General features: G+C 61.2%; 20 protein-coding genes. 4 read left to right on the forward strand and 16 right to left on the reverse strand.

The annotated features are described in order from the left end of the window. The first annotated feature begins 272 nt into the window (after nt 1-272). On the forward strand, nt 273-2,699 hold the full coding sequence (gene hypD / locus D2E23_RS03265) for a trans-4-hydroxy-L-proline dehydratase (protein WP_126029564.1): 2,427 nt from the start codon (nt 273-275) through the stop codon (nt 2,697-2,699). Between the two features lie 411 nt (nt 2,700-3,110). Here the strand turns inward: hypD and D2E23_RS03270 are convergent, their stop codons facing one another. The 13 genes from D2E23_RS03270 to D2E23_RS03330 form a co-directional block, all read right to left on the reverse strand. Continuing rightward, a complete protein-coding gene (locus D2E23_RS03270) occupies nt 3,111-4,001 on the reverse strand; it encodes a DUF559 domain-containing protein (protein WP_126029565.1) in 891 nt (296 codons plus the stop codon). 164 nt (nt 4,002-4,165) lie between these two features. After that, complete coding sequence (locus tag D2E23_RS03275; protein WP_126029566.1) at nt 4,166-5,296, reverse strand: proline racemase family protein; 1,131 nt, start codon at nt 5,294-5,296, stop codon at nt 4,166-4,168. Between the two features lie 120 nt (nt 5,297-5,416). Further along, entirely contained in the window at nt 5,417-5,995 is a 579-nt protein-coding gene (locus D2E23_RS03280) for a TetR/AcrR family transcriptional regulator (RefSeq protein ID WP_093959828.1), read from the reverse strand. A 295-nt stretch (nt 5,996-6,290) separates the two neighbouring features. Then, on the reverse strand, nt 6,291-7,028 hold the full coding sequence (prdB, locus tag D2E23_RS03285) for a D-proline reductase (dithiol) protein PrdB (RefSeq protein WP_126029567.1): 738 nt from the start codon (nt 7,026-7,028) through the stop codon (nt 6,291-6,293). Nucleotides 7,029-7,100: 72 nt separating this feature from the next. After that, complete coding sequence (locus tag D2E23_RS03290) at nt 7,101-7,289, reverse strand: CBO2463/CBO2479 domain-containing protein (protein WP_094662943.1); 189 nt, start codon at nt 7,287-7,289, stop codon at nt 7,101-7,103. A 57-nt stretch (nt 7,290-7,346) separates the two neighbouring features. After that, nucleotides 7,347-9,167: a D-proline reductase (dithiol) proprotein PrdA gene (gene prdA, locus D2E23_RS03295; RefSeq protein ID WP_126029568.1), complete on the reverse strand. Its 1,821-nt coding sequence runs from the start codon at nt 9,165-9,167 to the stop codon at nt 7,347-7,349. Nucleotides 9,168-9,281: 114 nt separating this feature from the next. Continuing rightward, a complete protein-coding gene (locus D2E23_RS03300) occupies nt 9,282-10,487 on the reverse strand; it encodes a proline reductase-associated electron transfer protein PrdC (protein ID WP_126029569.1) in 1,206 nt (401 codons plus the stop codon). A 293-nt stretch (nt 10,488-10,780) separates the two neighbouring features. Continuing rightward, a complete protein-coding gene (locus tag D2E23_RS03305; protein WP_338142176.1) occupies nt 10,781-11,584 on the reverse strand; it encodes an amino acid ABC transporter ATP-binding protein in 804 nt (267 codons plus the stop codon). 162 nt (nt 11,585-11,746) lie between these two features. Then, nucleotides 11,747-12,643 carry a substrate-binding periplasmic protein gene (locus D2E23_RS03310; protein ID WP_126029570.1) on the reverse strand — a complete coding sequence of 299 codons (897 nt, stop codon included), beginning with the start codon at nt 12,641-12,643 and terminating at the stop codon, nt 11,747-11,749. A gap of 128 nt (nt 12,644-12,771) precedes the next feature. After that, nucleotides 12,772-13,437: an amino acid ABC transporter permease gene (locus tag D2E23_RS03315; protein WP_126029571.1), complete on the reverse strand. Its 666-nt coding sequence runs from the start codon at nt 13,435-13,437 to the stop codon at nt 12,772-12,774. 1 nt (nt 13,438) lies between these two features. Then, nucleotides 13,439-14,083, reverse strand: coding sequence for an amino acid ABC transporter permease (locus tag D2E23_RS03320; RefSeq protein WP_126029572.1), 645 nt, complete (start codon nt 14,081-14,083; stop codon nt 13,439-13,441). A 567-nt stretch (nt 14,084-14,650) separates the two neighbouring features. Further along, complete coding sequence (orn, locus tag D2E23_RS03325) at nt 14,651-15,358, reverse strand: oligoribonuclease (protein ID WP_126029573.1); 708 nt, start codon at nt 15,356-15,358, stop codon at nt 14,651-14,653. A 56-nt stretch (nt 15,359-15,414) separates the two neighbouring features. Next, entirely contained in the window at nt 15,415-16,455 is a 1,041-nt protein-coding gene (locus tag D2E23_RS03330; protein ID WP_126029574.1) for a LacI family DNA-binding transcriptional regulator, read from the reverse strand. Nucleotides 16,456-16,981: 526 nt separating this feature from the next. Between D2E23_RS03330 and D2E23_RS03335 the strand changes: the two genes are divergently transcribed. From D2E23_RS03335 to D2E23_RS03345, 3 genes are all read left to right on the forward strand, one after another. Further along, nucleotides 16,982-18,739 (forward strand): glycoside hydrolase family 13 protein, encoded by a 1,758-nt coding sequence (locus D2E23_RS03335; RefSeq protein ID WP_126029575.1) that lies wholly within the window; start codon nt 16,982-16,984, stop codon nt 18,737-18,739. A 121-nt stretch (nt 18,740-18,860) separates the two neighbouring features. Beyond that, nucleotides 18,861-20,126, forward strand: a complete 1,266-nt coding sequence (locus D2E23_RS03340) for an MFS transporter (RefSeq protein ID WP_126029576.1) — start codon at nt 18,861-18,863, stop codon at nt 20,124-20,126. A gap of 337 nt (nt 20,127-20,463) precedes the next feature. Further along, nucleotides 20,464-22,113, forward strand: coding sequence for an aryl-sulfate sulfotransferase (locus D2E23_RS03345; protein ID WP_126029577.1), 1,650 nt, complete (start codon nt 20,464-20,466; stop codon nt 22,111-22,113). Nucleotides 22,114-22,393: 280 nt separating this feature from the next. On the opposite strand, the gene guaB is transcribed toward D2E23_RS03345, so the two are convergent. The 3 genes from guaB to D2E23_RS03360 all read right to left on the reverse strand — a co-directional run bounded on the left by guaB (nt 22,394) and on the right by D2E23_RS03360 (nt 25,864). Continuing rightward, nucleotides 22,394-23,941 carry an IMP dehydrogenase gene (gene guaB, locus D2E23_RS03350; protein WP_126029578.1) on the reverse strand — a complete coding sequence of 516 codons (1,548 nt, stop codon included), beginning with the start codon at nt 23,939-23,941 and terminating at the stop codon, nt 22,394-22,396. A 175-nt stretch (nt 23,942-24,116) separates the two neighbouring features. Continuing rightward, complete coding sequence (locus tag D2E23_RS03355; protein ID WP_126029579.1) at nt 24,117-24,659, reverse strand: Cg1360 family ATP-synthase-associated protein; 543 nt, start codon at nt 24,657-24,659, stop codon at nt 24,117-24,119. A gap of 2 nt (nt 24,660-24,661) precedes the next feature. Next, entirely contained in the window at nt 24,662-25,864 is a 1,203-nt protein-coding gene (locus D2E23_RS03360; protein ID WP_126029580.1) for an MraY family glycosyltransferase, read from the reverse strand.

Raw genomic sequence — 25,864 nt, forward strand, 5'->3', positions numbered from 1 at the left:
CGACGATTCCCGATCTTTCTTCGATCTTTCCACCGGCTGCGCCGAACCGCATCATCACATCATCGCGGCGACATGCCAGTCGGAATTCTCGTCCACTCCCTTCACTGTCCGCAGTCATATCGTCCGTCGCCGTCTGCGGTCAGGAATCCCGGACATTGCATCGTTCATTCATTCACGGCAAACGCAATGCCGCTCCCGCCCGTGCGACAGCACGACAACGCGGCGGGAACAGCATTGCACAACGCACGTCGTAATCACACGTAAGGATCATCATGACCACTGCAACCATCACGCCGACCGACACCACCACCGGCATCGACTGGAGCGAAAAGCGCGGCTCAACCATGCGCACCAAGCGTCTGCGCGAGCAAAGCGAGACCACGCATCCGAGCATCTCGCTCGAGCGAGCCCTCATCGAAACCGACGTCTACAAGCAGTACGAGGGCAAGGTGCCCACGCCCGTGCTGCGCGGACTCTTCTTCAAGACGCTCATGGAGCGCCGCACCCTGTACCTGGGCGACGACGAGCTGATCGTGGGCGAGAAGGGCGTGGGCCCGCAGTCCTCCCCCACGTTCCCCGAACTGTGCTGCCACAGCCTGCAGGACTTCGACAACATGAACAACCGCGAGCACGTGTCGTTCTCCGTCACCGAGGAGCAGAAGGAGATCCAGCGCGACGTGATCATCCCGTTCTGGAAGGATCGCGCCACGATGACCAAGATGATGAACGCTCTGCCCGAGGAGTGGCATCTGCTGTTCGAAGGCGGCATGTTCACCGAGTTCATGGCGCAGCGCGGCCCCGGCCACACGGTCGCCGACGGCAAGATCTACCACACCGGCTACGCGGACTTCATGAAGCGCATCGACGACGAGCTGGCGAAGATCGACTACAACAACGACATGGAGGCCGAGCACAAGGAGAACGAGCTCAAGGGCATGCGTCTGGTGTGCGAGGGCATGATCATCCTCGGCCGGCGTTATGCGGCGCTCGCGCGCGAGAAGGCCGCCGAATGCGACGACCCGGTGCGCCGCGAGGAGCTCGAGCAGATCGCCGAGGTGTGCGACCGCGTGCCCGCCCACGCGCCGCGCACCTTCCGCGAGGCGATCCAGATGTACTGGTTCACGCACATCGGCGTCACCAGCGAGATGAACAACTGGGACTCCTACTCCCCCGGCAAGTTCGACCAGCACCTCGAGCCCTTCTACAACAGGGAGATCGCGGCCGGCACGCTCACCCGCGAGCAAGCGCGCGAATACCTGGAGTGCCTGTGGGTGAAGTTCAACAACCAGCCGGCGCCGCCGAAGGTGGGCATCACGCTCAAGGAGTCGGCCACCTACACCGACTTCTGCAACTTCAACACCGGCGCGCTGCGCCCGGACGGCACCTGCGGCGTGAGCGACGTGAGCTACCTGATCCTCGAGGTCATGGACGAGATGAAGCTGCTGCAGCCGAGCTCCAACGTGCAGATCAGCCGCAAGACCCCGGAGCACTTCCTGCACGAGGCCGTGAAGATCAGCCGCAAGGGATGGGGCCAGCCGGCGTTCTACAACTCTGACGCCATCATCCAGGAGCTGCTGAACATGGGCAAGTCGCTCGACGACGCCCGTGAATCCGGCATCGCGTCCGGCTGCGTGGAGACCGGCACTGCAGGCAAGGAAGCGTACGTGCTCACCGGCTACCTGAACGTGCCGAAGGTGCTCGAACTGGTGATGTACCGAGGCTACGACCACTACACCGGCAAGCAGATCGGCATCGACTGCGGCGATCCGCGCGACTTCACGAGCTTCGACGAACTGTACGCCGCGTTCGAGAAGGAGCTCAAGTACGTCGCCGACATCAAGGTGGCGGGCAACAACTTCATCGAGCGCCTGTTCATGGACACCATGCCCGTGCCGCTGCTGTCCGTGATCACCGACGACTGCATCGCCAAGGCCAAGGACTACAACTGCGGTGGCGCCCGATACAACACCAGCTACATCCAGTGCGTGGGCATGGGCACGGTCACCGACTCGCTCACCGTGTTCAAGAAGCAGGTGTTCGAGGACAAGCGCTTCACCATGGACGAGGTGCTCGCCGCGTGCGAGGCCGACTTCAAGGGCTACGACGACATGTTCGACCAGGTGTTCAACCACACCCCGAAGTACGGCAACGACGACGACTACGCCGACGACGTGCTGCGCGAGGTGTCCGGATCCCTGCAGAAGATCGTGGCCGGACGCCCGACCCCGAAGGGTTCCAAGACCATCGTGGAGTTCCTGCCGACCACGTGCCACGTGTACTTCGGTCAGACCATGATCGCCTCCCCGAACGGCCGCCACGAGCACATCGCGCTGCCCGACGGCATCGCCCCGGAAAAGGGCGCGGACGTCAACGGCCCGACTGCGGTGATCCGCTCCGCCGCGAAGATGGATCAGCTCAAGACCGGAGGCGCGCTGCTCAACCAGAAGTTCACGCCGCAGGTGGTGGCCGGCAAGAAGGGCATCCTCGGCATGAGCGCCCTGATCCGCAGCTACTTCGCCATGGACGGCCATCACATCCAGTTCAACGTGATCGACCGGGCCACGCTGATCGACGCGCAGAAGCACCCGGAGCAGTACAAGGACCTGATCGTGCGCGTCGCCGGCTACTCCGACTACTTCAACAACCTGGACAAGGCCCTGCAGGACGAGATCATCGCCCGCACCGAGCAGTCGCTGTGATCAATGGGGAGATGGGAGTCGAGAAGGGCTTTGCACCTCACCGGTCCTCGTTTTCCGACGTCTTGTTTCCTAGCGGGAAGACGGCAAAAAACTCTAGGGGGCGTCGTCTTCCCGCCCGAGGGGAGGCGCCCCTGCCCGTCTCATCAGGTAATCCTCGAGTTCTGTGTGGATTTGAGGGGTCCGATACCATCAATCCTTGAGTTCTGTGCGTTGAATCACGCATACATGAAGTAGAAGCATTGGAATTTCAAGGCTCACACTTCGTATAAAGCTAATTGAACGCACAGAACTCAAGGATTGATGGTGAAGACCATGCGAAATCCACACAGAACTCGAGGATTGCTCATTTCCCGAGCCATCACAGCCGTCAGACCCGGATCCCATCAAGTCAAAATTCCCGGATATAAGGACTCAGCTCTGGTTTTTCGCCTCATATCGCCATAACCGCCCGTCCGCAAGCTGTTCAAGACTCCGATACCGCAACGGCATGGGCCTGCCCGTCACCTGTTCGACGCGCGCCGCCACCCGTTGTGCCAGTCGAGCCCGGCTTTCCTCATCACGCAGATCCTCATGGAACACCGTGATGATCGTCCATCCCTGTTGTTCCAGGATTTCCCGACGCCGGTTGTCCTCCTTCCAGAAGTACCGGTGGTGCTCCCCGTCATATTCGATTGCGATCCGCCATTGCGGATATGCCATGTCCAGATACCGGTATCCCTTGTCGCCGCCAACTTTCACCGGATAGTTCACTTCAGGGCACGGCAGGCCATACTGCATCGGGACCAACCGGGTTCTGGTCTCCCATGAGGAATCCGTTCCCTCCCTAGCGAGCCGAAGCGCCTGCCGGCATCGCCTCTTGCCGCGGAACCGGCCGGCGGCCTCCAGCTCACGGATCAGGTGATCCAGAGAGAGCCGGTTCAGTCTCCCATCACGGCGCATCAGCGCATCGGCCAGCACCACCAGCTCCTCCAAGGACAATATGGACGCGTAATGCATCCACACATCGGCCAAGGCCACGCATCGGAACCGATATCCCACAAGAACCGTGGAGAACGGACGGGCATAGCAATGGAACCGCACCCCCGTCAGCGCATGACGTTCATCGGCGTCCAGCACCGCAGCATGACAGATGGCTTTGTTGAGCGCATCCTCTCTTGGAAGTTCCACGGACTGCAGCTCAAGAGACGTGCACAGGTCGAAGACCAGCCCACCTTTCGTGCGCTTCGTCGCCTCCTCGCAGACCTGCATTCGCTGCTGCTTGATGGTGGTCAGATTTTTCAGCGTCAGAGATTCATCGTTCATGTTCCGCACGCTACGGATCCGCCAAATACCCGGCAACCCGTTGCGACGAATGTGAACGAACGGTCACCCCTTCCCTGCATGCGTTCAGTCGTCTCGCACACCATTAGCTGCAACACGACTGACGCGGACGGTCCTCCCTGCTACCGTGCCGTCCACGCACCGCCTCACATCAGGAAACCACGCGGGTAGATGTCGGTGGAGTCGAGTTCGAAGGTGCTCACACCGGTGATGAACGCCTTGCCGGTGATCTGCGGCACCACGGCCTCATGCCCGGCAACCGTGGTGCGAGAGGCCGCGCATCCGAGGAACCTCGAACCGGTGATCGACTCGAACACGCGGGTCTCCCCGATGCCCATCTCCCCCAGAGCCACCAGCGCGGCGAGCTTGGCGCTGGTGCCGGTGCCGCATGGGGAGCGGTCCACCTGCCGGCCGCCGAACACCACGCCGTTGCGGTAATGCCCGGTCTCCACGTCGAACTGCCCGAACTCCACCAGGTCCACGCCACTGATGTCCACCAGCGGATGCCGCACGTCGATCTGCTCGCGCGCGGCCCTCAGGATCGCCATGCCGATGTCGGCGATCTCCTGTGAGTGCGCGGCCTCGATGTCGTATTCGAGTCCGAGCGAGTCGAAATCGACGAGCGCGAAGAAGCTGCCGCCGAACGAGATCGTGGCTTTCACATCCCGCACGAGGATGCCCGGCTCGTCCACGTGGATCGTCACGGAGTCCCTGGCCACGAATGCGGGCACGTTGGTGAGCGTGGCGTTCTGCACCTGATGGTCGCGCACGTGCACGGTCACGGTGATCAGTCCGGCGGGGGTGTCGAGGTGCACGTCGATGTCGTCGTCGGCGATCTCGGCGAATGACCCGTACCGCCCGGTCACGAGCCCGGATTCCACGGCAAAGGTGGAGACGCCGATCGACCCGTGCCCGCACATGTTGAGGTAGCCGCCCGAGTCGGTGAACACCGCCCCGAGGTCGGCGTCCGGCCGGGTGGGCTTGAACAGGATGGCGCCGAACATGTCGCGATGCCCGCGCGGCTCCAGCATGAGGATCCTGCGTACGTCGTCGTACCTGTTGATGAGTTTGTCGCGCACCGCGATCGCGCTGGGCTCGGCGTCCACGGCCGAGAGCCCGCTGACCAAGATGCGTGTGGGCTCGCCCTGCGTATGCGATTCGACGGTGACGAGCCGCGGACTGTCGCGAAACATGGCGTCGTTGAGCACCGACTGCGCCGCGGCCAGAGTACGGGTATGGAAGTTGGATGGGGATTGTATGGTGCCGGCCAGGTTCATGGCGCTCTCCTTAGAACCCCGCCCCGTTGCGAGGGAAGGATCGCACTCCACGACCGGCCGCCGCCGGACCAGACCATCAGGCCATAGGACCATCAGGCCCCACAGCCAGGCGCCGTTATCTCAGATGCGCCGCACGAACCGCGACAGCACTTCCGCCACGATCCGCGTGGGCTCCCCCACGAGCGGCTGCGATCCCTGATGCAGACACCAGTCGTAAAGCATCGATCGTTCCGCCATCGCATAGAAGCGGACGATGTCGTGCGTGGAATAGTCCCGCGTGATCTCGCCGCGCTCCTGTCCGCGGGCGAAGAGCCTGCGGTGGATGGCGAAATAGAAGCGGTCCTGATTCACCAGTGACCGGTCTCCACGCTCGTTGAGCTGCGACGCCAGCTGGGCGCTGAGCAGCTCGACCGGCACATGCTGCTCGATCCATCCGAACATCTGCACGTTGAGGTACCGCACCTGATCGGCCACCGGCCCCTCGGGGTCGAGCGTGGCGTCGAGTTCGCGGTACTTCTCGTCGAACACGTCGCTCAGCGTCCCCAGCAGCGCCGACTTCCCCTGGAAGTGGTGGTAGAACGTGCCCTTGGCTATGCCGGCCTTGTCGATGATGTCATCGATCGTGGTCTTCTCGTAGCCCTTCTCCTTGAACAGTTCCCAAGAGGCATCGATGATGCTGCTTCGTGCGTCTCGTACCATGGACAGGTTCCGCCTTTCGTATCAGGTCCCGTATGGAGAAGTGACTCCATCATAGAACCGTATAGTTTGGACGTGTTCCGTGCCGTCTGCACGATCGGCGGGGTCGATGATCCGGAAATGCGTTGCCGCCGCATTGCCGTTGCGGGTGTTCGATTGCGTTGTCCGTTCGCGATGATTGCGGATCGAGGATACGGTCGGTGCGGCACCGGCTGGTTCCGGCGTCGCACCGACCATCGTCCGGCCGTCGACTGTGGCGCTCGCTGGCCGGACGAGTCTGGATTCTGCACGGATGCCGTCAGACGTTGTGACGGTACTCGTACGGCAGCGCCTTCATCTGGCCGAAGTGGTCGAACTCCTCCATGGCGTTGAGCGTGTCCTTGAGGATGCCCATCTGCATCTGGGGGTTGTTCGGCTCGCCGGCGTTGGATCCGATCGGCACGAGCGGCGCGGTGATGCGCGGCGCCCCCTGCTGGCGTGCGATCGGCGGCAGCGCGGCGATGATGCAGGTGCTCATGCCGGCCGCCTCGCAGCAGCGCAGCACCAGCGTGCAGGATCGGTGGCAGGTGCCGCAGCCGCCGGTGGCGAGCACGATGTCGGCGCCTTCGGCCTTGAGCTTCTTGGCGATCTCCGGTCCGGTGACGTGTTCGAACTTGTCGACGTTGCCACCACCGCCCATGAATCCGTAGAACGTGGGTACCAGGGAGCCGATGAATCCTTCCTTGACGAGTTCGCGCAGTCGGTCGATCGGCAGCATGGCGTTGACGTCCTTGTTGATGTCGGAGTTGTCGAATCCGCCGTGGGTCACCATGAGCTGGTCGGACGGGGTGTCGGACGGGATCTCACGGTAGCTCCAGTCTCCGGCCGTGTTGAACGGCGTCTGGTCCTTCTTGTGGATGCCGCCGGAGGTGATGAAGGCGACCTTGCACTGGTTCAGCGGCTTGGTGAGCGGCGTCCAGACGGGCTTGGGGGTCCACGGCACGTAGATCTCCGACTTGAGTCCCTTTGCCGTGGTCAGTTTGAATGCGGTAGGCATGATGTGCTCCTTAGATTCGTGAATGACGTGTTTCGTGAATGACGTGTTGATTGGCGATGAATGCGCGACGGATCAGATGACGTTGACATAGCTGAGGTAGAACTCGCACTCCTGCCCGACCGCGAGCGGCTTGTCCGTATAGATGAGTCGCAACGGCAGCGAGAGCACGCCCATGCGTCCGTTGACGCCGATGCGCACGCCGACTTCGGTGACTTCCTTGATGACTCCCTTGAGCAGGAGCGGCTTGAGTTCCACCTGCATGATGCATCCTTTCCGTATGTTCCGGAGTTGTTCCGGAATGTGTTCCGGACCGTTCGACTACTTGACGAGCCTCTTGTTGGCCTCGATCACGGCCTCATCCCACTTGTGCTCCGGCGGTTCGATCGGGATGCCGGCCATCTTGGTCTTGAGCATGAGGATCGCGCGGGCCGCATCGTCGGGGGTGGTGGTGTTGTCGGCGAGGATCTCGTTCTCGAATCCTTCCGGATCCTTGTTGAGCTCGATCATCGCGTCCATGTACTTGTTGCCGACGACCAGCTGCCCCTGATAGGCGGCGAAGGTGACGCCCACGACCGGCACTCCACGGGAACCGATGGCGGCGATGTTCTCGGAGAAGTCGATGTGGTTGTTGCCGAAGCCTTCGGTGGTGACGATCGCGCCATCCACTTCCATGGCCTCGACGAGTGCACCGAGTCGTTCGGAGACGAAGGTCTTCTCGTCGTTGACCTGCGGGGATCCGATGAACACCACGCCGGTCAGGTCAAGCTCCTCGTCGGTCTGCAATGCTTCGACGAGCGGCTCGCGGAAGAAGTGCCGGGTGATCTCCTTGGTGGCGGGTCCGATGCAGGCGAGCGCGTGGATGCCGCCGTCGAGCACTTCGTTGGGGCTGAGCACCACGGGCACGTTGCCGAGGTCCACGTTCTTCTGTCCTCCCTTGACTCCGCATGGTTCGGTGGGCACGAGCAGGTTGTCGTGCATGGCACCCTGGCCCATGATCTCCTTGACGAGCACCACGCGCGGCCGGCCGGCTCGCCTGACGTCCTTGAAGGTTTCCTCGCCGATGGGCTTGACGCCGTCGAGGTTCTTGATCGCCTCGCGGCAGGCGTGCACGATCACGTCGCATGCGCTGTGTGCGGCGAACGGTCCGCGGCGTTCCATGCCGGTGCCCTTTTCGATCTTCACGTCCACACGGATCATGATGTCGTTGTCGTCGGGGCATCCGGGGCGACCATAGCGGATCTTCTCGTCCATGTAGCCTTCGCAGGAGCCGAATTCGTGCACCTGTACGCCGGCCTCGTCCATGCCGGTGAGTACGAATACCGCGCCGGAGAGCACGTTGGTCACGCCTTCGCCGAGCTTGCCTTCGGCCTTGGCCGCCACGGGGATCACGTCCATGATGGTGTTGGAGTATACGTGGCGGTCGGCGGGGTTGATCACGGTCATTTCCACGTCCTTGACCAGTGGATCGGCCTTCTTGGCGGCCTCCACCAGCGAACCGTCCACGGTGAGCACGCCGTCGGCGTAGGATGTCTCGCTGCCGATGACCACTTTGGTGACCGGATAGTCTTTTTTGACGAGGGTACGCAGTACACGATCGGCTGGGGTGTCATCTTCGGCCGGCGGCACGGATGCGGCCGGGGAGGCGGTCATGGGAGCGGCCGGGCATGAGCCGGAAACGGCTCCACCTGCCGGGAAGACCAGATCGAGACCTTCGGCCTTGTCGAGGTGCAGGTGAACGTAGCCGCCGGCTGAGGCCTGAGCCACGGGCGTGGGAATCTCCCCTGCGGTTCCGCAGCAGGAGCAGCTGTCTGGCCCTCCGTCGTCGGATGAAGCGGAAGTGTCGGCGGAGTCGTCCGATTCATCATCGTCGGATGCCGAAGGGATGTCCTTGACGCCGTCGAGCAGGTCGGGCGTGAGCTGGGTCAGTGCCTCACCGTCGTTGATCAGCGTGGCGCCGAGCGCCTGCTGGATGGTCAGACCGCCTTCCTTGAGTGTCATGAGGTTCGAGTCGACGAGGTCGGGGAAGATCGCGGGGTCCTCGAAGTCGGCTGCGCTGAGCACGGTCCCGGCGGGGCGGCGGCAGCACAGCACGGCCGGATCGTTGAGGTGCGCTTCAAGCGTTTCCTGGGAGAGAGACATTGTGGGGTTCCTTTCTCTGTGTGGGGTTTCTCGATGGTTGAGTGTTTGGTTTCGTCTGGGTTCTTCGCATGAATCAACGCACGCGATGAATCAACGTCACGCGACGGACTGCCGTCACGCGGCCTTGACGGTCTTGCGGAAGGCGCGGATGATCGGCTCGTCTCCGGCGCGCATGAACGCGTCGGTGGCGTGGTGCACGCGCATGCCGAGTTTCGGCGCCACCTGCATCACGGTGTTCGAGCAGTCGGTGCAGTGGGAGATCAGCACGCTTTGCGCGCCTTCCTTCTTCAGTGCGATGATGTTCTGCGCCTGGCCCGGACAGATGCCGGGGTTGCGGCATTTGAGTCGTCCGTTGGCCAGACGACATGCGTTCTTGCAGAGGCGGACGTCGACCAATGGTGCGCCTTTGGCGGTCACGATCGCTCTGAGTCGTTCCTCGCTTGCCCCGCACGCGCAGACGATGATGCCCATCGGGCCGGGGTCGGCGAGTTCCGGCCCGGCGATGATGATGCCGCCGCAGGTTTCCGAGACGGTGCTGTCGAGTGTGCCGAGGCTGCCCATGTACGGGCCGCCGATCATGATCTGCTCGTCGTCGGTCGGCTGATGGATGTGCAGCGCATTGAGAACGTCTCGCACGCCGATGCCGATCGGCACGTCGTAGATGACCAGACTGACGTCGTTGTCGTATCCGCTGCCTTCGATGTGTCCGGCGACGGTGATGTCCTTGGTGGTCACGGCCAGATTCTCGATGACCGCATTGTGCACGCGCATAAGCGATTCGACGTTCATGACTACGGCGCCGGCTGCGCTGGGGATGGCGTCGGGCGGCAACAGCGTACCGAGCACGTCGCGAACGATGGCGCGTTCGTCGCCTGCCGGGTAGCGGTCCTTGAGGAACACGATCTCGATGTCGGGATTGATGTCGAAGTCGTATCCGCCGTGCGCCGCGGTGTCGAGTGCGGCCTGCAGACTGCGCACGGCGTTGGCGTTCTTGGGTTTGATGGCTACGATGCCGCGCGTTGCGCCCACCTCATGCATGGCGATGGTGAGTCCGGAGAGGATCTTTTCGGGGTCGGTCTCCGCCCTGGCGGTGTTGTGTTCGAGCAGCGGCTCGCATTCGGCCGCGTTGGCGATCACCGTGGTGCAACCCTTGCCGAACTTCAGTTTCTTGAATGTCGGGAAGCCGGCACCGCCCATGCCGACCAGTCCGGATTCCTCGATCTTCGTCAGCGGAGCCGCGTCGATGTCGTCCACTCGTCGGATCGGGACGTCGGCGAACAGTTCCGTGGATCGAATGACGTGATGGTGACGTGCGGTCATGAGATCCACCCCTTTCTATCGTGGAACGCGTTCATGCAATCACAAACTTTTTGTATTCGTTGTTCTAGAACGTGTTCTATTTATAGAGTAGAACTTGCCGCGTTACGCGTCATATTTTCTTGTGTTACCGTCAAGTTACTGCAGAAACATCTAGAACATAGTACAAAAATGGGGCTTCTTTTGCCACGAAGAAGACCCATATGAGACAGACGGATTAGAGGAGACTTCGGCTCCCCTCAGTCCGCCTTCGGCGGACAGCTCCCCTCGATCCCGAGGGGAGCCGACGATAAAAGCTATCTCCCTACGGCGCTGAGGAACTGCTTCGTCCGCTCGTTCACCGGATGCGCCATGATCTCCTTGGGATCACCCTCGTCGATGATCGCGCCATCGGCCATCACCACCAGATGATCGCCGACATCCCTGGCGAAACTCATCTCGTGCGTGACCACGCACATGGTCATGCCACCTTCGGCCAGTTCCCTCATCACGTTGAGCACCTCGCCGCTCACTTCGGGATCGAGCGCGGACGTCGGCTCGTCGAACAGCATCACGGCCGGATCGAGCGCCAACGCGCGGGCGATGGCCACACGCTGCTGCTGACCGCCGGACAACTGAGACGGCTTATGGTCGGCACGATCCTCGAGCCCCACTCGCTTGAGCAGTTCCATGGCACGTTCCTCGGCTTCCTCCTTGCTGCGTCCCAGCACGTACTGCTGTGGAAACACCACGTTCTTCAGCGCGCTCATGTGGGGAAACAGGTTGAACTGCTGAAACACCATGCCGCATTTGCGCCGAAGTGCCATGAGATCGCTCTTGGGCAGGTTCTCGGTGAAGTCCACGAACTGTCCGTCGATCATCATGTTGCCGTCGTCAGGCTGCTCCAATAGGTTGATGCATCGCAGCAGCGTGGACTTGCCGGCGCCGGATGGACCGATGATCGAGCACACCTCGCCGCGTTCGACCCTGAGCGACACCTCGTGCAGGATCGTGTTGCCGTTGTATGACTTGACCACGCCGCCCAGTTCGATCATGTACTTGCTGTGATCGTCGCCCTCCGTGGAGGACACCGTCTGCGAGACCAGTGTTGCCAGTGTCATTGTCGTCTCCTTGCTCTTACGTTTGCCGATTGCCGTCTTGCCGGCGATACACGCCTACGGAGATCTTCGACAGCGACCCCGTTGAAATGGGCCGCGGTCGAAGACGACCGTCCGCTCATATCGCGGAAATCATCGGGAAATCAGGGATGCCATCCGGTGCCGTCACTTCGTGATCGGGACCACGTACTGCTTGTCGCGAATAGCGGCCAGTCCCTCGTCCAGCCCGTACTTCTTGAGTGTGGGCTTGACCTTGTCGTCCTTGATGAGCTTCTCGATGCCCTTGTCGAACGCCTGACCGAGCGAGCTGTTGCCCTTGGTGTACGGGTAGCTCACCTCCGGGGGCTCGACCAGCGAGTTGATGCGCTTGTCCGGGTTCTTGTTGGCGTATTCCACCACGATGTCGTCGTTGCCCTTGAACTCATCGACCGCGGTGCCGTACGCTTCCATGATCATGTCGACTCGACCGGCCTCGAGATCCTGCTTCATCTCCACGGAGCTCGGATAGGTCTTCACCTTGTCTCCGAACACGGTCTTCATGTCCTCAAGCCAGCCGTAACCGTCGCCGATGCCAATGGACTTGATGCCCTTGGATTCGATGTCGTCGATGGTCTTGATGTCCACGCTCTTCTTGGAGGCGTATCCCACACCCTCAAGGTAGATGGACTTCGGGAAGTCGACCACCTGTTCACGCTTTTCGGTCACGTTGATGTCGCCGGTGGCGGTGTCGATCTGTCCGGAGGCGATGGCCTGCATGGCGTTGGCGAACGAGGCCTGCTGCCATTCGACGTTCAGACAGTTGGCGTCGGCGATCGACTTGATGAAGTCGATGTCCATGCCTTTGGGGTTGCCGCCGTTGTAGCTGGAGTACGGCGGCTGGTCGATCACGCCCACCGTGAGCGTGCCGGACTTGATGGTGGTGATGTTGGACACCAGCGGCGTGCAGTCGCTTTTGGCGGCGGACGAGCTTGACGATCCGCCGCCGCATGCGGCGAGCGCGCTGACGCTCATCAGTGCGGCGCAGGCCGCGGCCATCAGCTTCATTCCTCGTGTGATCTTCATGATCGTGTTCCTCTCTGTGTGTGGCCGGAAGTCGTTCCGGTCGACGATGACCTTGCGTTTGGGGACGGCGTGCGACGGGAAGGTCGGCCTGGGGCATGTCGGTGTGGGAGATTGCGGGATTTGCGGATTCAGTAGCTCAATGCCAGTCGGCGTTCGAGCCAGCGGGTGATCCAGGATGCGGGCAGCGTGATCACGGCGTAGCACAGTCCGGCGAGCACGAAGACGCGCAGGTATTGGAATGTGGTGGATCCGTAGGTGTACGCCTCCTTCATGAGCTCGGGTACGGCCACGGTGTAGGCCAGGGATGTGTCCTGGAACAGGAGGATGGTCTGTCCGAGCAGTGCGGGGATGATGGATCGGAACGCTTGTGGCAGGATCACGTAGAAGAAGGTGATGTTGCCGTTGAGTCCGAGCGCGTCTCCGGCTTCGTTCTGCCCGTGGGGTACGGCTTGGATGCCGGCGCGGAAGATTTCGGAGCAATAGCACGAGTAGTTCCATGCCAGGGCGATGATGGCCGAGGGAAAGCTGTCGAGCAGTACGCCGAAGCTGGGCAGTCCGAAGTACACGAGGTAGAGGATGATCAGCGCGGGCATGCCTCGTCCGATCTCCACGACGACCAGTCCGAGTGCGCTGATGAACCGGCTGCGGCTCATCACCATCATGCAGAAGATCAATCCGAGCGGCAGGCCGATGATCATGGAGACTCCGGCAAGCGCGACGCTGATCTGCAGTCCGTGCATCATGCCGGGCAGTCCTTCGGCCCAGAATTGCAGAAGCGGTTCCTGTGTGGTCATGTCAGATCACCGCCTTGCGCAGGTTGGCGTCGAGTTTGCGTGACAGCATGGCCACGGGGATGCTCAGTACGATGTAGAGCACGCCGGCGATGGCGTAGGGCAGTACGCCGGCGACGGAGTTGATGTTCTGTTTGGCGTATCCCTGTGCCATGAACACCATTTCCGCCACGGCTATGGTGGATGCGATGGACGAGTTCTTGAGCAGTCCGATCAGGTAGGTGGCTATGGACGGGCTGACGATGCGCGCCGCCTGCGGCACGATCACGCCGAAGAACGATATCGTGCCTGGGATGCCGAGCGCCGCGGCCGCCTCGTATTGTCCTTTGGGCACGGCCTGCAATCCACCTCGGTAGATGTCGGCAAGGTAGCCGGCCGAGATGAGTCCCAGTCCAACGATTGCGGCTTCCAATGCGGTGATGCGGAATGCTGGCGTGGATAGACCGAATTTCAACAGGAACAGCCATACGATCATGGGGATGCCGCGCAGCAGGTCGACGACAAGGCGGACGATCCAGCGGATCGGCGCTATGCCTGTTCGCAGACCAAGCGCCATGGGGATTCCGAGTATCGCGCCGATCGAGAATGAGACAACGGTGATCAGCAATGTCATCGGAAGTCCGGAGAGCACCACGAGAAGCGGTTCCATGTGAGCCCCCTTCCTCTAGTAGCGAGTGAACTTTGGCAGGAGGCTTTCAAGAACGTAGTACACGTGGAATAGATGATCACCGATGACGATGACCATGACGATCATGGCGTACGGCGATGTGATGCAATACCAGAAACGGATTGCAATTTAAGGTATTTGCGCGTGTTTCCAACCCCTTGCGTTGATTCAGTATTTAAGAGGCGGAACAATTCTCGGAATTTGCCGAGATGTAAACGGGGATAGATTGCGTTCTAGTTTGTAGTCTACTTGTAACACCATGGAACATTGAGCGTCACAAACGCCCCACAGCTCATCCTATGGCCCTTATCGCCTCCCCCTTGAGGCATTCAGAACCATCCCAAGCTCCCCTCGTCAGGAAAACTCCACCCCTTCCAAGCTCCCCTTGTTCAGAAGCTACCAGCGGAGTCAAACCCCTAAGTCCCGTCAGAGAAACCGTAGCGAAGCCCCACCCCTTCCAAGCTCCCCTTGTCAGGGGAGCTGTCTGCGAAGCAGACTGAGGGGTAGTCACCAGCATCACGCCAAACCCAGCGCAATCAGTCCGGATCTTTAGTAATCCGCCTTCTCCGGAGTGCTGGCATCCTCCACCGGGTTGCCATTCTCCTCATACTTGCGCAGCAGACTGGTGGACTCGATGTCATCGGCGATGGCGCGGGCCTGCTCGGCGTCCGGACCGGGAGCCGGCTTGAAGAACGCCTCACGGTAGTAGCGCAGTTCGTCGAGCGATTCGATGATGTCGGCGAGCGCGCGATGACCGCCATGCTTTGCCGGCTTGTTGAGGTACACGTCCGGGTACCAGCGGCGGGACAGCTCCTTGAGGGTGCTTACGTCGATCACGCGGTAGTGCAGCATGCTCATCAGGTCGGGCATGTAGCGGTCGAGGAACTTCTTGTCGCTGCCCACGGAGTTGCCGGCGAGGTGGGCCTTGCCCTTGGCGGGCAGCCACTGCCTGACGTATTCGATCACCTGACGCTGCGCCTCATCGAGCGGCAGACCGTTGGCGTTCCATTCGTCGATCAGTCCGGAGCTGGTGTGCATGTGGCGCACGAAGTCGTTCATCTGCGCCACGGCGGCGTCCGACGGCTTGATGACGAGGTCGATGCCCTCGTCAAGCACGTTGAGATTGAAGTCGGTGGGCACGACGGATACTTCGCACAGTTCGTCGTGGAAGATGTCGAGTCCGGTCATTTCGCAGTCGATCCAGATCATGCGCGATTCCGCGGGATCGAATGTTTCGAAGTCCTTATGCGATGCCATTATTCAGCCTTTCCCTATCAACGGAACAGGTAAGCGTACCGCGACCACGGGATTTTTCAGTCATCCGTGGGGGCGGGGCCAGTGGTGTCACGCAGTACGAGCGAAGTGGGCACCACGCTGTACGGGTTGTCCAGCCGTTCGCCACGCATGAGCGCGAGCGTCTTATTGCCTGCCGCGCGGCCGAGTTCGGTGGGATCCTGATGCACGGTGGTCATGTCAAGGATCGGCGCACGGGTGTCGTCGTCGAATCCGATGACGGACATGTCTTCGGGGATGCGCACGCCCACGCGCACTAGTTCACGTACCAAAGCAACGGCGACCTTATCGTTCTCCACACAGACGCCGGTGGGACGCGACGGTGAGCCGACCAGCTGCGCGGCGATGCCGGAGTAGACGTCCATCTGACTGCGCATTCCGGTGTAGACGATGGCGGGGATCGTCATGATCTTGTCGTCGGCGTAGCCGAGTTCGCGCGACGCCGAGACAAACGCCTGGGAGCGGATGCGCGATGTGCTGAGGAACGGCGACGTTTCGGGCTGCTCCACGTAGGCGAGGCTCTCGTGGCCAAGCGAGTGCAGCAGCCGCACGGGCGCATACATGGAAACACGGTCGTCGATGCGCGCGGTGGCATCGTAGCCGTCGTCGCTGGGGGTGTTGAGTCCCACTACGGGTACGGTGAGCTCTTTGAGCACCTGCTTCTTGGCGTCGTCGAGGTCGAACGAGAATACGATGACCGCGTCGACATTCTGATTGCCGGGTAGCGTCTGGAAGAAATTGTCGAGCGTGTCCTGCCCCCAGATCACATAGGGGATCACGTCATATCCGTGCACGGACAGCGCCTCGTACACGCCTTCAAAGGCATGGGAGTTGAACCAGCCGCTGATGCGGTCCGCCAGAAGCACGCCCACGCGCATGGTCTTGCCGCTGGCGAGGGATGACGCGCTCTTCGAGAAGGAGAAGTGCAGTTTTTCCGCCGCGTCCTCCACACGCTTGCGCGTGGCCGGATTGACCTTGTCAAGTCCTCGCAATGCACGTGAAACGGTGGAGACGGATACGCCGGCGGCTTTGGCCACCTCGGAGATCGTGGTTCGTGCCATAATCGTTCGCCTCCTTTATATATATGTATTACCGCCTTTGGGATCATTCGCGGGCGACGACATGGCAGTCATATGACGACCGACCACCCGCATGTATACCACAGGCACACGTCCGCCGCATTGCGGTCATACGCGTCCTATGAGTACGCTCACATGATCAGTATAGCTCACATACAAGCGCTTTTCCTCGTTTTGATAAAAACGTTTGCATAATTCATAATTCCTGAAATTCCAACGGTTTGCAACTCGAACCGGTTCGACACGCCGATAACGTTTTGACATAGTTAATGCAAACGCTATTATTGATACCAACACAACACCTCATCGACAATGGTGGGGATGGGAAAACGCCAAAGTTAACTAGTCAATAGGGAGACAAGAAAAACTCAGGCAAACATGCGACTTTTAACCAACCGGTTGGTCTGCGCGCATCAAAAGTGCAAGCGCTTTTACAAACGGCTGGAACATCGCTAACGGCATCGGCGGTCAATTTCGATTGACACCAATGAGAACAAAGGAGTATTTCATGGAACAGAATGCGCTCAGCGATCCGGCTCTGTGGTGGAAGCAGGCCGTCGTCTATCAGGTCTACCCCCGTTCGTTCAAGGATTCCAAGGGTTCCGGCCTCGGTCAGATCGCCGGTGTGACCGAGAAGATCGACTACCTCGCCAAGCTCGGCGTTGACGCCATCTGGCTCAGCCCCTTCTACCCCTCCCAGCTTGCCGACGGCGGCTACGACGTTGACGACTACCGCAACGTCGACCCGAAGCTCGGCACCATGGACGACTTCGACGAGCTTGCCAAGGCGGCCCACGCCCACAACATCAAGGTGGTCGTCGATATCGTCCCCAACCACAGCTCCAACCTGCACCCCTGGTTCCAGGACGCCCTGAAGGCCGCCCCCGGCTCCCCGGAGCGCGACCGCTACATCTTCCGCGACGGCAAGGGCCCCAACGGCGACCAGCCGCCCACCAACTGGGACAACCACTTCGGCGGCCCGGCCTGGACCCGCGTCCCCGACGGCCAGTGGTACCTGCACATGTTCACCAAGGAACAGCCCGACTGGAACTGGAACAACCCCGAGGTGCGCGCCGACTTCATCAAGACCCTGCGCTTCTGGCTCGACCACGGCGCGGACGGCTTCCGCGTGGATGTGGCACACGGCCTCGCCAAGGATCTCGACCGCGACGATCTCGACAACTACGTGGTGTGGTGCACCTCCGACCAGCCCGACGACGGCTCCCACCCGGTGATCGACCGCGATGAGGTCCACGAGATCTACCACGAGTGGCGCAAGGTCTTCAACGAGTACAACCCGCCGGCATTCGCCGTGGCCGAGGCCTGGGTACAGCCCAACCGCCAGTACCTGTACGCCAGCCCCGACGACCTGGGTCAGATCTTCAACTTCGAGTTCGCCAAGAAGGACTGGATCCGCGACGCCATGCATCAGGCCATCGAGGAGGGCATCGCCAGCGCCGATCGCTCCGGTTCCTCCGCCACCTGGGTGATGAGCAACCACGACGTGGTCCGCCACGCCACCCGCTACGGCCTGCCGCAGGTCCCCACCAGCGAATACCACCAGCTGGCCAAGGACTGGGTGCTGCGCGACGGCACCACCTACCCGCTGGACAAGGAACTCGGCACCAAGCGCGCCCGCGCCGCCATCCTCATGGAAATGGCACTGCCCGGATCCGCCTACGTGTATCAGGGCGAGGAGCTCGGCCTGTTCGAGGTCGCCGACATCCCGTGGGATCGCGTCGAGGACCCGTCCGGCCACCGCACGTCCCAGGCCGCCAGCACCAAGGGCCGCGACGGCTGCCGCGTGCCGCTGCCGTGGGTCGCTGCCGACGCTCCAAAGCTCGCCAACCCGGACGATGAGTTCGGCACCGGTGGATCCTTCGGATTCTCCCCCGCCGACGCCACCGAAGAGCCGCACCTGCCGCAGCCGGCATGGTACAAGGACTTCGCCGCCGACGTGGAGGACGCCGATCCGGACTCCATGCTGAATCTGTACCGCAAGGTCCTTGAGCTGCGCCACAAGCTGCAGACCACCGACCTGTCCATCGAATGGCTGCCCGAGGACCGCTCCAGCGGCAAGCCCGACGGCGCCAACGGATTCACCGGCGGTACGATCGCCTACAAGCGAGCCAACGGCTGGGCGTCCATCACCAACTTCGGCGCCGATCCGGTCGATCTGCCCGCCGGCGAGCTGCTGCTCACCTCCGGTCCGCTGACCGAGGATGGCAAGCTGCCGCAGGACACCTCCGCCTGGATCCAGCTCTGACAAGACTTACCCTTCCCCTTCCCTAAAAGTCGTGCCGGGTGTTCTTCCCATCCCCACCCGGCACGACCCCCATCCATCCATTCTTCCCTCTCAATAACCGATCTCAAAGAGGAGAAAAACAATGACAGCAGCAACAGTGGCTCCCAAGAGCCCCAACAAGGTCAATAAGTGGCGTTACACCGCCGGCTTCATGGCCTTCGCCATCCTTTCCGGTGTGGCGTTCTTCGGCACCATGTCCGTGCTCGTGCCGCAGCGTCTGCGTGCCGACCTCGGCATGGGCGCCACCGAATCGACCGCCGCCCTCGGCGCCATCAACTCGGCAGGCTCCATCGCCTCCATCTTCATCGCACTGTTCATCGGCGCCCTCTCCGATCGCACCGCCTCCCGCTGGGGCAAGCGCACCCCGTGGATCTTCACCGGCGCGTTCATCTACGGCATCTGCTTCTGGTCGCTGAGCCGCCCGTCCACCGCCGTGCTGATCGGCGTCTTCTACGTCATCGCCCTCGTCGGCCTGAACATGGTGCAGGCACCTATCTACGCCCTGATCTCCGACCGCGTTGAGGAAGAGTCCCGCGCAACCGTGTCCGCGGCCATCGGCGGCGGCGGCGTGATCGGCCAGGGCATTGGTACCCTGATCGGCTCCCGCTTCATCGAGAACGTCGAAGTCGGCTTCATCTGCACGGGTCTGTGCGCTCTTGCCGCCGGTGTGCTCGCCGTCGTCATCGCTCCTCGCGAGCCCTCCTCCAAGGACATGGTCAAGGACACCAGCAAGTCCACCTGGAAGGTCATCGTCGAATCCCTGACCCCGCCGCTGAAGGACTGCGGTGACTTCTACCGCGCGTTCATCTGCCGTACCTGCCTCATCGTCGCCTACCAGATGATCTTCAGCTACCAGCTGTACATCCTGACCGACCACATCGGCGAGTCCACCAAGCAGGCCGCAGTGTCCATGTCCGTGATCTCCGTGCTCACCATGGTCGCCTCCATGATCGCATCCCTGATCTCCGGCCCGATCGCCGACGCCCTCCACCGCCGCAAGGCCCCGATCGCCGTCGCCTGCATCGTGTTCGCCATCGGTCTGGCCATGCCGTGGATCTTCCCGACTCAGATGGGTATGTTCCTCTTCGGCGGCATCGCCTCCTTCGGTTACGGCATGTACCTCTCCGTGGATCAGGCTCTGAACGTCGACGTGCTCCCGAACAAGGAGACCGCCGGTAAGGACCTCGGCTTCATGAACATCGCCACCTGCGCCGGTCAGGCCATCGGCGTGGCGATCACCTCCAGCATCGTCGCCGCCACCGGTTCCTACAACTTCGTGTTCCCGACCGCCATCGTGATGACCGCCATCGCCGCCATCTCGGTCCTCGGCATCAAGCGCGTCAAATAACACCCAGTGAGGCTCCGGCAATGTCGGAGCCTCACCTCCACCCCTATAGAACGTATCGTTTCTTCCTCCTTCCCCCTAGCCCCTCAAGGTCCACAAGACCACGAGGGGCTTTTTCATATTTCCACCGTTACGCCGTAAAATCATCCGTAGAGATGATTGCGGCCATTCGGTTTTGACTATTAGAATTTTTGGCTTATTTTTTCATGCTTCCTTCAGGAACAATCCAGAACCGACGGAGCCAGTCGCCGTACATTACCTCTGGTTATAGCGATTCCCGATCCGATTCCGCATCCGGCTCCCCCGTGAATCCAACATCCATGTTCCGAAAGGCCACGCCATGAAAACCACGGTTCAGACCGTATGCAGTGCCATCGCCGTCGTAGTTCTGGCTACGATCATGGGCATCGTCACGTTTGCTTCCTCCGGCACCGCGTCGGCCGACTCCGACGTATCCGCAAAAATCGAGAAGATCTACACTGAGGACTATCAGGAGCAGGCGCAAAGCACTCTGGACACGAAGAAGGCCCGTGGCGGATGGACCGTCGACAACATGCTGGTCGAGGAGAACCCATACGGCACCAACACCACGTCACTGTACGTGTACTTCACCACCGATGACGTCACCCAGGTCTCCTACACGGTGAGCACTCCGAGCACCGACTATCCCGACTTCTCAGCAACCCCGGCCGGCGGCGATGACTATTCCACCACGCACGAATTCCAGGTCATCGGACTCATCCCCGGCAAGGACAACGACATCACCATCACGCTCACCTCGCAGAACGGCGGTACCGTCACCCGCACCATTCACAAGAAGGCCGCGGCCACGATCGGTGACGAACAGGTGCAGCTCGAACGGTCCGTCACCCAGACCGGCTCCAAAACCGAATACGCCGGTACGGTGGGCAATGGCCTGTATGCCGTGCTCGGCAACGACAGCAATGAACAGGATCTGATCTACCTGTACGACGACTATGGCGTGCTCCGCGGCGAAATCCCGATCCTCTATTATCGTGCGCAGCGTCTCGTCTTCAACGACGGACTCATGTACTTCAGTGCGTCCACGCACGACATCGTGGCCATGAACAATCTCGGCCGCATCGAAAAGTTCTATAATCTCGGCGACCAGTACATTCTGCACCACGACTACGTGTTCGACGACAGCGGTGATCTGCTCGTACTCGCCACCGACATGAAGAGCAATACCGTGCAGGATCGCATCGTGCGCGTGAACCTCGCCACCGGCAAGACCACGCTGCTGGTCGACATGGGCGATCTGCTCGGCGACTACAAGTCCACCACCAAGCACGACGCGAATTCCAAGGCCACATCCACCGACAGCGGTTCCGATTCATGGGATTGGATCCACCTCAACACCATCCAGTACGTGGGCGACGACAGCATCATCGTCAGTTCGCGTGAAACGTCGTCGATCATCAAGATCGACAACGTCAGCACCTCCCCCACGCTCAAGTACATCATCGGCGAGAAGACGTTCTGGGATGAGACCGACTACGCGAACTACAATCTCACCAAGATCGGCGACTTCCCCAGTTCCGGCGGCCAGCACACCGTCACCTATGTGAAGGATGATTCGCTGCCCGACGGCCAGTACTACATCTACATGTTCAACAACAACGGTGGCGTGAGCGCCACGAACGACTACGACTGGTCGCAGATCCCCGGCATGGTCACCAAGCTCAACAGCACGGCCACCGACGTTCATTCGTACTTCCAGAAGTATCTGGTGGACGAGAACGCCGGAACCTATTCGCTGGTCAGCAGGTTCGAGGTGCCGTTCTCCGGCTACATCAGCAGCGCCGAGGAATATGAGGACGGTACGATCGTCACCGAATCGGGCATCAAGGGCACGTGGTGCGTGTACACCGCCGATGGCACGTTGCTGCGCGACTACACCATGAAGATCAACACCGCGTTCATCTATCGTGTGTTCAAGTACGACTTCAAGGGTTTCTGGTTCGCGTAAGATCAGGTCGCTCTGCGGGGATTCCGGTCGAAGATCTCTCCCGTCGGAGGTCTCTCCCTCAGTCATGGCTTTGCCATGACAGCTCCCTCATCAGAGGGAGCTCGTTATTCCCTCTTTGCCGCTGTCACAGCTCCCTCATCAGAGGGAGCTTGCTTCCACCGATACCTGATATATGACAAATCGCCGCCGGCGGTCTCGGGTGAGATCGTCGGCGGCGATTTGTTATGCCGTGTTCAGGTCGTTCTCATAACGGCGTTGATGCCGGGAGAACGACCGGGGATCAGCTGTGGAAGCCAGTGTAGTTCGGAGCTTCCTTAGTCATCACGATGTCGTGCGGGTGGGATTCACGCAGCGCGGCGTCGGTGATGCGGATGAACTTGCCCTTCTCCTTGAGCTCGGCGATGTTGTGGGCACCCACGTAGAACATCGTCTGGTGCAGGCCGCCGACCAGCTCGTACAGCACGTAGTTGAGCGGTCCGCGGTAGGGCACCTGTCCTTCGACGCCTTCCGGAACGACCTTGTCGCTGCTGGTGACGTCGGCCTGGAAGTAGCGGTCCTTGGAGTAGGACTTCTTGCCACGCGGAGCCATGGCGCCCAGCGAGCCCATGCCACGGTAGAGCTTGTACTGCTTGCCGTGCAGCAGCACCTTCTCGCCCGGAGCCTCCTCGCAGCCGGCGAGCAGGCCACCGAGCATCACGGAATCGGCGCCGGCCACCAGAGCCTTGCCAATGTCACCGGAGTAGTGGATGCCACCGTCGGCGATGCACGGCACGTTGGCTTCCTTGCAGGCGCGGGCGGCTTCGTACACGGCGGTGAGCTGCGGAACACCAACGCCGGCCACCACGCGGGTGGTGCAGATGGAGCCGGGGCCCACACCCACCTTGACGGCGTCGACGCCGGCCTCGATCATGGCCTTGGCACCGTTGTAGGTAGCCACGTTACCGCCGATGATCTGCACGCCATCGAAGGCGTGATCGGCCTTGATGCGACGGATCATGTCGAGGGCCAGACGGGCCTCGCCGTTGGCGGTGTCGACCACGAGCACGTCCACGCCGGCCTCCATGAGGGCGGTGGCGCGCTGCCAGGCGTCGCCGAGGAAGCCGATGCCGGCAGCCACGCGCAGACGACCCTGCTCGTCCTTGGTGGCGTCCGGGTACTGTTCGGTCTTCACGAAGTCCTTCACGGTGATCAGACCGGCGAGCTTGCCGTTGTTGTCGATCAGGGGGAGCTTCTCGACCTTGTGCTGAGCGAGGAGACGGTGAGCGTCTTCCTTGGAGATGTCGGCCGGACCGGTGACCAGGTTATCCTTGGTCATCACGTCGGCCACCTTGAGGCGGTCGTAGTCCTCGGATGCGATGAAACGCATGTCACGGTTGGTGATGATGCCGACCAGATGATCGTCGTTGTCCACGACCGGCAGACCGGACACGTGGTAGGCGGCGCACAGCTTGTCGAGATCGGCGAGCGTGGCGTCGGGGTGCACGGTCAGCGGGTCGGAGATCATGCCGGACTCGCTGCGCTTGACGATGTCCACCTGATTCGCCTGATCCTCAATGCTGAGGTTGCGGTGAATCACGCCGATGCCGCCGTTACGCGCCATCGCGATGGCCATCTGTGCCTCGGTGACCGTATCCATGGCGGAAGACAGGACCGGGGACTTCATGGTGATGCCACGGGTCAGTCGAGTGGTGGTATCGACCTGAGAGGGGATGACATCAGTCTCATTCGGCAGAAGCAGTACATCGTCATAGGCCAGACCAATCTGCTGGAACGGTGCTGCTACGGGATTGTAAAGGGACTCTTGTTCTACAGAAGTGTTAGAAGCCATAAAGTCACTTTATAGTGCCATATAGACCTCTGCAAACTCGTGTGTTGTAGCCCCGACGCCATTGTCGACGGTATGAAAAAGCGCCGCCCGCACCCAAGTATCGGGCGGGACGGCGCAGACGATCCAGTTGATTCCGATTCGATCGATTCGCTACGGCAACAGAATCGGATACCGGTCAGTCGTCGTCACGGTCACGCTTCGTAGGCGGATCGACGTACGGCACGCGCGACGTGGCGGCCGTATGGATTTCGGCGGCCAGAATCACGGCCGCGCCGATCAGCATGAAGACCGCGCACAGCTTCGGATTGAGCCACGAGGCGTGCTGCACGCCCATGAGGATCACCACCACGATGCCGATCTTGACCATCCATCCAAGCAGGAACCATGTCAGGTAGGCGGCGGGGCGCAGATGCATACGGCTGAGCACCGCCACCAGAACCGGATTCGTCAGGCACAGCAGCACCACCGCCACGATGGCCACTAGTGCCGACCATACGCCCAGAATGCCGGAGAACATGTATCCGGCGATGGCGCTGAGCACGGCGAACACCAGCAGGAACATCACGCTCTGATAGATCGCACGATACATGAGATCCCATACGGTCTCCTCGCCGGCACGACGCGGCTTGGCGAACAGACGACGACCGCCATCGCCGGTCTTGGCGTCCGCAGCCGCAGCGGTCTTCTCATCGGTATTCACGTTCGTATCTTCCGACATGTCTATGCCTTTCCTCCCGTCGGCGCCTTGTCCTCCTCAGCCACGGTATCCGTGCTGTGTTTCGGACGGCCGTTCATCGCGCGGGCCGCAGCCAGCGCCGCGTTCTCCTCCCTGATCTCGGGAATGCGGTGTCGGGCATACGGATACAGCGTGGCCACGGTGAGCAGTATCGCCGCGATCACAAATCCGATGGCGACGTATCGCGCCTCGAAAAACAGAATCATAATCGACCCGAACGAAATCAATGCAGCCCATCCCCACAGGATCAGCACGGCCCCCTGCACACTGTGACCGATGCGCAGCATACGGTGATGCAGATGCATACGGTCGGGGTGCATGGGCGACTGCCCCTTGCTCACGCGGCGCACGATGGCCAGAATCATGTCGAGCACCGGCAGGAACAACACCAGGATCGGCAGCAGGATCGGCATGAACACCGGCAGGTAGATACTCGCATGAATAGTGGTCGGGTCAAGACGGCCGGTCATCACGATCGACGCGCAGGTGACGAGATAGCCGAGCAGCATGGAGCCCGAATCGCCCATGAACAGCTTGGCCGGATGCCAGTTATGCAGAATGAAGCCCACGCATATGCCGAGCAATGCCACGTCGATCATGGTGGCCATGGACGCGTAGCTGGGCGAGTTACGCGCGATGATGTACGAGTAGATGGCGAATGCGATGCCGCCGATTGCCACGATGCCGGACGCCAGACCGTCGAGACCGTCCACGAAGTTCACCGCGTTGATCGACGCGACAATCAGTATGGCCGTGACCGCCATGGAAATGCTCGGCGACGTGGCCACGAGCGAACCGAACGGCAGCGAGACGACCTTCAGGCCGCCCCACGCCACGAATACGGAGATGATGAGCTGCCCGGACAGTTTGAGCATCCAATCAAGATCCCAACGGTCGTCGCATACGCCGAGCAGACAGATCAGCACGGCGCCGATGGAGATGATCACCGGCTGCAGATTATCGTGAAACAGTCCTTCGGTCAGCGACAACTGGCTGGCGAAGCACATCGATACCAGAAAGCCGAGCATCATGGCCACGCCGCCCATGCGAGGGGTGGGTACCTTGTGCACGTCTCGTGCGCGGACTTCGCCCACCGCGCCGAATTCTATGGCGAGATGTCTGATGAGCGGCGTCAGCAGAAACGTTGCGCCGCCGGCGATGGCCGCGATGAAAAAGTAGATCCTCAC

The organism is Bifidobacterium callimiconis (assembly GCF_003952005.1).
In the GTDB taxonomy this organism is placed as follows: domain Bacteria; phylum Actinomycetota; class Actinomycetes; order Actinomycetales; family Bifidobacteriaceae; genus Galliscardovia; species Galliscardovia callimiconis.